The sequence below is a fragment of the Pseudomonas sp. Pseusp97 genome (assembly GCF_047304025.1).
Lineage (GTDB): Bacteria > Pseudomonadota > Gammaproteobacteria > Pseudomonadales > Pseudomonadaceae > Pseudomonas.
Genome location: NZ_JBGLYK010000259.1, coordinates 1 through 7,037 on the forward strand (window position 1 = coordinate 1; position 7,037 = coordinate 7,037).

Annotated in this window: 4 protein-coding genes and 1 pseudogene; all 5 read right to left on the reverse strand. The window is 66.5% G+C overall.

The features are described from left to right. Positions 1-562 (reverse strand): annotated as a pseudogene (locus ACCC94_RS26200) (electron transfer flavoprotein subunit alpha/FixB family protein); the annotation flags it as partial. Positions 563-869: 307 nt separating this feature from the next. Beyond that, on the reverse strand, positions 870-2,837 hold the full coding sequence (gene dgcB, locus ACCC94_RS26205; protein WP_413352528.1) for a dimethylglycine demethylation protein DgcB: 1,968 nt from the start codon (positions 2,835-2,837) through the stop codon (positions 870-872). A 182-nt stretch (positions 2,838-3,019) separates the two neighbouring features. Next, positions 3,020-5,080, reverse strand: a complete 2,061-nt coding sequence (gene dgcA, locus ACCC94_RS26210) for a dimethylglycine demethylation protein DgcA (protein WP_413352529.1) — start codon at positions 5,078-5,080, stop codon at positions 3,020-3,022. Between the two features lie 91 nt (positions 5,081-5,171). Further along, positions 5,172-5,702, reverse strand: coding sequence for a DUF5943 domain-containing protein (locus ACCC94_RS26215; RefSeq protein WP_413352530.1), 531 nt, complete (start codon positions 5,700-5,702; stop codon positions 5,172-5,174). A gap of 171 nt (positions 5,703-5,873) precedes the next feature. Next, positions 5,874-6,851: a dipeptidase gene (locus ACCC94_RS26220; protein WP_413352531.1), complete on the reverse strand. Its 978-nt coding sequence runs from the start codon at positions 6,849-6,851 to the stop codon at positions 5,874-5,876. Positions 6,852-7,037: the final 186 nt, after the last annotated feature.

Genomic DNA, 7,037 nt, shown 5'->3' on the forward strand with positions numbered 1-7,037 from the left:
CGCTGCGGCTGTCAGGCAGCAGCCAGTGGCGCGGGGCGAACTGGCTGTTGACCGAGCGCAGCGCGAGCACCCGTTGTTCCGGAGCGTAGCCGTCGTACTCGTTGCCTTCGATCTGCAACAGGCGGTCGACGCCGGCGGTATCGAAGGCGGACTCCTTGGGCTCGCCGAACACTACGGCCAGCACCGCGCCGTCGCTGCCGGCGAGCTTGCGGGCCAGGCCCAGCAGGTCGCGGTCGTGGCTGGAGAGACGCCCGCCAACCATGTCCGGCACCACGGCAATCAGGAACGCCGGTTGCTCGATCGTCACCAGCGGCAGCTGCACCACTTCCGGCGCGCTGCTGCGCTTGCCGCCGGTGCCCTGCTGGCCACCGGAGCGGTCGATGCGCTTGATCCCATTGGGGCCGATGAAGCCGACCGCATGGGGATTCTTGCGCACCACGCCATGGGGGCCCATCCAGCGGCTCTCGCCGCCCTGGGTCGACTGCATGGCCGCGTGCAGCGGATGCAGGCGGTTGCGGGCGATCCACTCGGCGCGCGGGTCGCGGCGGATGATGTCGCTCATGATTGGGCCTCCAGCACGAATATGCTCTTCGTAGGAGCGAGCTTGCTCGCGAACGGGTTAGCATCGATGCTCGGGCGGCCCTCTCCCCCCGCCCTCTCCCTGAAGGGAGAGGGAGCTATCCGTGCTGCCCTGTGGGTGAGGGTGGATAAGCCTTGCTCTGTGCAGCGGGCAACCCAGCTAAAGCCGACGTCCGCCGTGGCAAAAACGGTCCCCTCTCCCTTCGGAGCGGGGCGCGCAGCCAGGGTTAGGGAGACGGCCTGCGGGCTCGCAGCCAGCACAGGCCCCACAGTGAGGAACATCGCTCTCATCAGTGCACCTCCGCCGTTTCTTCACGGCGCGCCAGCGAGGGCTTTTTTGCCGGCACCTCGGTGGCCTCGATGAGGACCTCGGCAACCAGTTCGGCGATGTCCTTGATCTCCGGACGCGGCGCGACCACGCCTTCGAGCATCGCGGTGCATTGCGGGCAGCCGACGGCCACCAGCTCGGCGCCGGTTTCCTTGATGTCGGCCATGCGCATGTCGGGAATCCGCTGCTTGCCGGGGATGTCGGTGATCGGCGCGCCGCCGCCGCCGCCGCAGCAACGCGAGCGGAAGCCGGAGCGGGCCATTTCCTTGACCTCGATGCCGATGGCCTTGAGCACGTTGCGCGGGGCTTCGTACTCGCCGTTGTAGCGGCCGAGGTAGCACGGGTCGTGGTAGGTCACGCTGTCGGCCTTGCTCTGGCCGAGGTTCAGCGCCCCTTTGCGCACCAGCTCGTCGATGAAGGTGGTGTGGTGCAGCACCTCGTAGTCGCCGCCGAGGGCGCCGTATTCGTTCTTCAGCACATGGAAACTGTGCGGGTCGCAGCTGACGATGCGCTTGAAGCGGTACTTGGCCAGGGTGGCGATGTTGCGTCTGGCGAGGGTCTGGAAGGTCGCCTCGTCACCCAGCCGGCGGGCCACGTCGCCGCTGTCGCGCTCTTCCAGGCCGAGCACGGCGAAGTCGACGTTGGCAGCCTTGAGGATCTTCACGAAGGACCGCAGGGTGCGCTGGTTGCGCATGTCGAAGGCACCGTCGCCGACCCAGAACAGCACGTCGGCCTGCTGCTTGTCGGCCAGCAGCGGCAGGTTCAGGTCCGCCGCCCAGTTCAGCCGGCCGCCGGGGGCGAAGCCGCCGGGGTTGTCGGTGGCGATGAGGTTTTCCAGCACCTCGGCGCCCTTGTTCGGGGTCGCGCCCTTTTCCAGGGTGAGATGGCGGCGCATGTCGACGATGGCATCGACGTGCTCGATCATCATCGGGCACTCCTCGACGCAGGCGCGGCAGGTGGTGCAGGACCACAGCGTCTCGGCGTCCACCAGGGCCTTGCCGTTCAGCGCGACGATCGGCTGGTGGGGGCCGCCACTGTGTTCGCCGAGCGGTTTGCCGGGGTACGGGGAGCCGGCGAAGTTGGCGTCATTGCCACCGGCCAGGCCGATGACCATGTCCTGGATCAGCTTCTTCGGGTTCAGCGGTTGGCCGGCGGCGAAGGCCGGGCACATGGCCTCGCACTTGCCGCATTGCACGCAGGCGTCGAAACCGAGCAGCTGGTTCCAGGTGAAGTCGGTGGGCTTCTCGACGCCCAGCGGCGCCATGGGGTCGTTCAGGTCCAGCGGTTTCAGGCCGGTGGAGCGACCGCCACCGAAGCGTTCGGCGCGACGGTGCCAGGCCAGGTGCAGGGCGCCGGCGAAGGCGTGCTTCATCGGGCCGCCCCAGGTCATGCCGAAGATCAGCTCGGACACGCCCCAGGCCACTCCGATGGCGAGGATGGCCGCGAGGAACCAGCCACCGAAACCTTCCGGCAGGATGCCAGCCACCGGCAGGGTGGCGATGAAGAAGCTTGCCGAGAACATCAGCAGGCTCTTCGGCAGGCGCATCCACGGGCCTTTCGACAGGCGCGACGGCGGGTCCAGGCGGCGCCTGGCGACGAACAGCGCGCCACAGAACATCAGCGCGGTGGCGGCCAGCAGGGCGAAGCCAAGGATGCGGCTGTGCAGGCCGAAGCCGTGCACCAGGATGGCCAGCAGCGCGGCGGCGACGAAACCGCCGGCCGTGGCCACGTGGGTTCTGGACATGTACTTGTCGCGCTCGACCACGTGGTGCAGGTCCACCAGGTAGCGGCGCGGCATTTTCAGCAGGCCGCCGATCCAGTCGACCTGGGCGGGCCGGCCACGGCGCCACATCGCGAAGCGCTTCACGGCGCCCAACACGGCGAGGCCGAGGGCGGCGAAGAGCAGGATGGGGAGGATGATGTTGAGCATTTCTGGTCTCCCTACGGGACCTCAGGGGGCACTGGGCAAGCTCCCTCTCCCGCTTGCGGGAGAGGGCGGGGGGAGAGGGTGTTTCCGGCCGGCTCGGTCACTCCGCCCACCGCCCTCTCCCCAACCCTCTCCCTGAAGGGAGAGGGGGCAGTCCGTGCCTACCGGACATCACGAGGCGTGTCTTAGAAGTCCTTGCACAGACGCAGCGCGTCATAGATCGCGGCGTGGGTGTTGCGCTGGGCCACGCAGTCGCCAATGCGGAACAGCAGGTAGCCGTCGCCCGGCTCGCTGAGGCACGGCTGCGGCTTGATCGCGAACAGCGCCTCGACGTCGATCTGGCCCTTGTTGCGCGAACCCTGCTTGAGCGCGTAGTACAGGCTCTCGTCCGGGCGCACGCCGTTCTCCACGACGATCTGGTCGACCACCCGCTCCTCTTTGGCGCCGGTGTATTCGTTCTCCAGCACCGCCACCAGCTTGTCGCCCTCGCGGTAGACCTTTTCCAGCATCAGGTCGCCGGTCATGATCACTTCCTTGGGGTACATGCTGCGGTAGTAGGTCGGGAAGGTGGTGCCGCCGATGGCCACGCCCGGCTTGATGTCGTCGGTGACGATCTCGACCTGGGCGCCCTTGTCGGCGAGGAAGTCGGCGACCGACATGCCGCTGAACTCGCAGATGGTGTCGTACACCAGCACGTTCCTGCCCGGCGCGACCTTGCCGTCGAGCACATCCCAGCTGCTGACCACCAGCCCGTCGGCGGCGCCCCAGTGTTCGTTCTGCTCGAGGAACGGATGGCCGCCGTTGGCCAGCACCACCACGTCGGGGCGCAGGTCCAGGATGGTGTCGGCGTCCGCGCCGGTGCCCAGGCGCAGGTCGACGTTCAGGCGCGCCAGCTCCAGCTGGTACCAGCGGGTGATGCCGGCGATCTGGTCGCGCTGCGGTGCTTTCGAGGCAGTGGTGATCTGCCCGCCCAGTTGGTCCTTCTTCTCGAACAGGGTGACGTCGTGGCCACGTTCGGCGGCGACGCGCGCCGCTTCCATGCCGGCCGGCCCGCCACCGACGACCACGACCTTGCGCTTCACGCCGGTGGTCTTCTCGATGATGTGCGGCACGCCCATGTATTCACGGGAGGTGGCGGCGTTCTGGATGCACAGCACGTCCAGGCCCTGGTACTGGCGGTCGATGCAGTAGTTGGCGCCCACGCACTGCTTGATCTGGTCGATCTGGCCCATCTTGATCTTGGCGATCAGGTGCGGGTCGGCGATGTGCGCTCGGGTCATGCCGACCATGTCCACGTAGCCGCCTTCGAGGATGCGCGTGGCCTGGTTCGGGTCCTTGATGTTCTGCGCGTGCAGCACCGGCACGTTGACCACTTCCTTGATGCCGGCGGCCAGGTGCAGGAAGGGCTCCGGCGGGTAGGTCATGTTCGGGATGACGTTGGCCAGGGTGTTGTGGGTGTCGCAGCCCGAGCCGACCACGCCGATGAAGTCGATCATGCCGGTGTCGCTGTAGTACTTGGCGATCTGCTTCATGTCCTCGTGGGTGAGGCCGTCCGGGTGGAACTCGTCGCCGCAGATGCGCATGCCGACGCAGAAGTCGTCGCCGACCTCCTTGCGCACGGCCTTGAGCACTTCCAGGCCGAACTTCATGCGGCCCTCGAAGGTGCCACCCCATTCGTCGGTACGCTTGTTGACGCGCGGGCTCCAGAACTGGTCGATCATGTGCTGGTGCACGGCGGACAGCTCGACGCCGTCCAGGCCGCCTTCCTTCGCCCGGCGTGCGGCCTGGGCGTAGTTGCCAATCACGCGCCAGATCTCTTCCGGCTCGATGGTCTTGCAGGTGGCGCGGTGCACCGGTTCGCGGATGCCCGAGGGCGACATCAGGGTCGGCCAGTTGAAGCCGTCCCAGCGCGAGCGGCGGCCCATGTGGGTAATCTGGATCATGATCTTGGCCCCATGCTTGTGCATGGCGTCGGCCAGGTTCTGGAAGTGCGGGATGATGCGGTCGGTGGAGAGGTTCACCGAGCTCCACCATTCCTGCGGGCTGTCGATGGCGACCACGGAGGAACCGCCGCAGATGGCCAGGCCGATGCCGCCCTTGGCCTTCTCCTCGTAGTACTTCACGTAGCGCTCGGTGGTCATGCCGCCGTCGGTGGCGTAGACCTCGGCGTGGGCGGTGGAGAGTACGCGGTTGCGGATGGTCAGCTTGCCGATCTGGATCGGCTGGAACATTGCCTCGAAAGCCATTGCGGCATCCTCACGGGATCAGAGGTTCTTGTTGTCTGGCGGCCCGGCGGGCCGCTGGTTCGCGAGCAAGCTCGCTCCTACACGAGGAAGGTCAGAGCGGCTTGACGACGAACAGGCCGTCGTCGTGGCCGTCCTCGGCGCCGCTGTAGACCTGCTCGGCCACGGTGCGGATGTCGCTGCCGCGCGCCTGGAGGATCTGGTCCATGGCGCCGGCGAACCAGCCGGTGAACATGTAGTCGACCTTGCGGTTGACCTTGCCGTAGACGTAGACGAAGGCCGAGTGCTTCAGGCGCACCTGGGCGGTGCCCTTGTCGAGGTCGATCTGCTCGATCTGGAACAACCCCCAGCCGCGCTGCGACAGGCGCTTCATGTAGTGCTCGAAGACTTCCACGCCGACCAGGCCGTGGCACTCGGCTTCCTTCTCGCACCAGTGCCAGGCGGACTTGTAGCCGGCCTTGTAGAGGATCTGCGCATAGCGCTCGGCGCCCAGCTCTTCCTCGATGCCCATGTGGTTGTTGACGAAGAAGTGCCGCGGTACGTAGAGCATCGGCAGGGCGTCGGTGGTCCAGACGCCGGTTTCGCTGTCGACTTCGATGGGCAGTTCGGGGGCGTGTTTGGCCATGTGTGCGGAACTCCAGAATACGTGTGTGCGGTTGCCCTCTCCCCAATCCTCTCCCTGAAGGAAGAGGGAGCTGACCGTGCATGCGCAAGGGTCAGGGGCATGCCGGCGGCTCTGCTCCCCTCTACCGCTGGCGGGAGAGGGGCTGGGGGAGAGGGTGCTATTGAGGTTGAATCACTCGCCCCAGACTTCGCCGAGGACGCGCACCCAGTTCTCGCCCATGACCTTGCGCACCACGCGCTCGGGCATGCCGCGCTTGAGCAGGGTCTCGGTGAGATTGGGGAATTCGCCCACGGTGCGGATGCCCAGCGGGTTGACGATCTTGCCGAAGTTGGTGAGGCGGCGGGCGTAACCCTTGTCGTGGGTCAGCCACTCGAAGAAGTCCTGGCCATGGCCCTGGGTGAAGTCGGTGCCGATGCCGATGGCGTCCTCGCCGACGATGTTCATCACGTACTCGATGGCTTCGGCGTAGTCGTCGATGGTCGAGTCGATGCCCTTGGCGAGGAAGGGCGCGAACATGGTCACGCCGACGAAGCCGCCGTGGTCGGCGATGAACTTCAGCTCCGCGTCGGACTTGTTGCGCGGGTGTTCCTTGAGGCCCGACGGCAGGCAGTGGGAATAGGTGACGGGCTTCTTCGACTCGAGGATGACTTCCTCGGAGGTCTTGGAGCCGACGTGGGACAGGTCGCACATGATGCCGACGCGGTTCATTTCCGCGACGATCTCGCGGCCGAAGCCGGAGAGGCCGCCGTCGCGCTCGTAGCAGCCGGTGCCGACCAGATTCTGGGTGTTGTAGCACATCTGCACGATGCCCACGCCCAGCTGCTTGAACACCTCGACGTAGCCGATCTGATCCTCGAAGGCATGGGCGTTCTGGAAGCCGAAGAGGATGCCGGTCTTGCCCTGCTCCTTGGCCTTGCGGATGTCGGCGGTGGTGCGCACCGGGATGACCAGGTCGCTGTTGTCGCGGATCAGCTTCTGGCTGGCGACTATGTTGTTCACCGTGGCCTGGAAGCCTTCCCAGACGGAGACGGTGCAGTTGGCGGCGGTCAGGCCGCCCTTGCGCATGTCCTCGAACAGCTCGCGGTTCCACTTGGCAATGATCAGGCCATCGATGACGATGCTGTCGGCGTGAAGTTCGGCTGGGCTCATCTTGGCGTCTCTCTATTCAGGCAAGGCTGGTGCGGCGGGACTTGTGCCGACGCTTTGCAGGCAGGATATCCCTGCACCCCGAGGCGACCCGGTTCGAAAACGACCAGGGTCGAACCGAAAGCGTCAAGCCGGCGACATGGGCGACAGCGTTTGCGTCGTGCGGGGGAATACGGGGGAATGCGGGGG

Coding starts and splice junctions, on each gene's coding strand:
- ACCC94_RS26215 (WP_413352530.1), bottom strand. CDS start 5,702: ATGGCCAAACACGCCCCCGAACTGCCCATCGAAGTCGACAGCGAAACC.
- dgcB (WP_413352528.1), bottom strand. CDS start 2,837: ATGCTCAACATCATCCTCCCCATCCTGCTCTTCGCCGCCCTCGGCCTC.
- ACCC94_RS26220 (WP_413352531.1), bottom strand. CDS start 6,851: ATGAGCCCAGCCGAACTTCACGCCGACAGCATCGTCATCGATGGCCTG.
- dgcA (WP_413352529.1), bottom strand. CDS start 5,080: ATGGCTTTCGAGGCAATGTTCCAGCCGATCCAGATCGGCAAGCTGACC.